The 2,765-nt window shown below is 61.5% G+C and carries 3 protein-coding genes and 1 pseudogene; all 4 read left to right on the top strand.

The features are described from left to right. A pseudogene (locus ACE04F_RS12955) lies at positions 1-122 on the top strand (SAM-dependent methyltransferase); the annotation flags it as partial. Positions 123-243: 121 nt separating this feature from the next. Continuing rightward, positions 244-1,377, top strand: coding sequence for a ribonuclease D (gene rnd, locus ACE04F_RS12960; RefSeq protein ID WP_486107210.1), 1,134 nt, complete (start codon positions 244-246; stop codon positions 1,375-1,377). Then, a complete protein-coding gene (locus tag ACE04F_RS12965) occupies positions 1,374-1,667 on the top strand; it encodes a YcgL domain-containing protein (RefSeq protein ID WP_030141193.1) in 294 nt (97 codons plus the stop codon). Before rnd ends, ACE04F_RS12965 begins: the two co-directional genes overlap by 4 nt. A gap of 119 nt (positions 1,668-1,786) precedes the next feature. Beyond that, entirely contained in the window at positions 1,787-2,719 is a 933-nt protein-coding gene (locus ACE04F_RS12970; RefSeq protein ID WP_486107213.1) for a D-2-hydroxyacid dehydrogenase, read from the top strand. Positions 2,720-2,765: the final 46 nt, after the last annotated feature.

Below are 2,765 nucleotides of genomic sequence, written 5' to 3' on the forward strand. Positions count from 1 at the left end.
GCCTCGACCGCGTCCGGGTCGAAGCCGAGTTTATCGAAGCCGGTTTCACCGTGCAGTGGTATCAGGATTTCCTGCCCGGTTTTGCCTTGAAGCGAGTTTATGTATTGCGTAAGACCAGTTAATCGCTGATGTAGGACTATTCTTGCGTTTGCGCAGGCGATTTCTCTTAAGCTCTTACTCCGTAGATGCTCGCAATCGCCGACGGCGATATATACTGCGCGCCATTCTTCAAGGGAGAGCCGTGTGGCCATCGATATTCACTGGATTCGCGACAACGATAGCCTCGGTCGGTTTTGCGCCGAATGGCAACAGTTGCCGTTCGTCGCCCTCGACACCGAATTCATGCGGGTCGACACCTTTTATCCCATCGCAGGCTTGCTGCAGATCGGTGATGGTAAAAGTGCCTACCTGATCGACCCGTTGACCATCAATGACTGGCAACCCTTGGCCGTGCTGCTGGAGAACCCGGCGGTGCTCAAGGTGTTGCATGCCTGCAGCGAGGATCTGGAAGTCTTGCTGCGCCTGACGGGCAGCCTGCCCGCGCCGCTGTTCGACACCCAACTGGCCGCCGCTTACCTGAACCTGGGCTTTTCGATGGGTTACTCGCGGCTGGTGCAGGAAGTGCTGGGTATCGAGTTGCCCAAGGGCGAGACCCGTTCCGACTGGTTGCAACGGCCCCTTTCCGAGACGCAGATCAGCTACGCCGCCGAGGATGCCGTGCACCTGGCGGAAGTTTTCGTCGAGTTGCGCCCGAAGCTTTCCGATGAAAAGTACGCTTGGGTGTTGGAGGATGGCGCCGAGCTGGTGGCCAACCTGCGGCGTGAAATCGACCCGTATGAGGTCTACCGCGACGCCAAGCTGGCCTGGAAACTCTCCCGTGCGCAATTGGCCGTGCTACGCGAGCTTTACGCCTGGCGCGAACGCGAGGCGCGAGCCCGTGACCTGCCACGTAACCGCATCCTCCGCGAGCATTCGCTGTGGCCCCTGGCCCGCACGCAGCCGGATAACCTCGGCGCGCTGGCAAAAATAGAAGACATGCACCCGCGCACGGTGCGTCAGGACGGCGAATTCCTGCTGGACCTGATCAAGCGTGCCGGCAGCGTGCCGCCCGAACAATGGCCGCCCGCCGTGGCCGAGCCGCTGCCCATCGAGGCCGCGGCGCTGCTCAAGCGCCTCAAGGCGCTGGGCCAGGCTGAGGCCGAGCGCCTGGGCATTGCTCCTGAATTGATGCTTCGCAAGAAAACCCTCGAAGCCCTGATCAAGAGCGGCTACCCCGAGGGACCTTACCAACTGCCCGATTCGCTGCGTGGCTGGCGCCGCGAGTTGATGGGCCAGCCGCTGCTCGACAGCCTGGCCACCGCCGGAGAACAGCCTTGAAACGTATCTGCTCCATCTACCGAAGCTCGAAGAAAAACGAGATGTACCTGTATGTACTCAAGAGCGAGGCATTGGCTCGTGTGCCTGAGCCATTGATGGCGGCCTTCGGCAAGGCGATCCATGCCTTCGACCTGGTTCTGAGCCCGGAGCGGCAATTGTCCCGCGAAGACATCAACAAGGTGCTTGAGAACCTCGATACCCAGGGTTATCACCTGCAGATGCCGCCGGCAGAGGACGAGTACATCGAGCATTTGCCCGAAGAGTTGCTGCGCCGCAACGACCCGGTCTGATTGCCTTGGGCGTCCGTCCTGGGGGCTCTCGAAACACTGGAATGATTATCGGGATGGCCGCGAAGATGGAGCAACACTCTGTCGGCGGTCGTCTGCACTGTTTTTGAAAGGTTTGATTCATGCGCGTTCTGATTGCCGAACACGACTACGCGGTGTACGCCCAGCTCCTGCGCCAGGCTGCAGCCGATATCGACATCCTGACCAGCGGCGACTCCGCTGAACTGTCACGCCTGGCCGCCGATTGCCCGGTCTGGCTCGGCCAGCCGGACTTGCTGGCGACCTTGTTGCGTCAGGGCCACAAGCCCCGTTGGTTGCAATCGACCTGGGCAGGCATCACGCCGCTGCTGGCCGAGGGTCTGGCCCGGGATTATCGCCTGACTCGCGCAGTGGGCATTTTTGGCCAGGTCATGGCCGAATATGTGCTCACCTACATGCTCGGGCATGAGCGCGAAGTCCTGGCGCGCCTGGTCAGCCAGGTGGAGCGCAAATGGGACAATCGCCAGAGCCAGAGCCTGGCGGGACGCAAGGTGTTGATCGTCGGGACCGGTGATATCGGTCGCCGCGTGGCTGAGTTCCTGGTGCCATTTGGCGTGCAGTTGTACGGCATCGCCAGTGAAGCTCGGGAATTGGCGCCGTTTATCGAGGTTGGCGCGTTGCAGGACTTGCCCCGTCTGGTGGGCGAGGTGGACTACGTGATCAACCTGTTGCCGAATACACCGGACACTCACGATATCTACGACGCGGCGTTATTCAAGCAATTCAAACCCACCGGGTTGTTCATCAATGTCGGCCGTGGCGTGGCCGTGGTCGATGCGGACCTGGTGCAAGCGTTACAGGACGGGCACCTGGCCGGTGCGGTGATCGATGTGTGCCGCCAGGAGCCGTTGCCGCAACGCCATCCGTTCTGGACCGCATGGGGATTATTGCTGACCGGCCACAGCTCGGCGCCGACCTCGCCGCCGATGATGGTGCAGCTGTTCCTGGAGAACCTGCGCGCCTATGACGCCGGCGAAGCGTTGCGCGGGGAAGTGGATTTCAGTCGGGGTTACTGATCCGGATTCAATGCGGTCCATTGTGGGAGGGGGGGGGGGGGGGGGG

The sequence above is a fragment of the Pseudomonas sp. AGC41 genome (assembly GCF_057334555.1).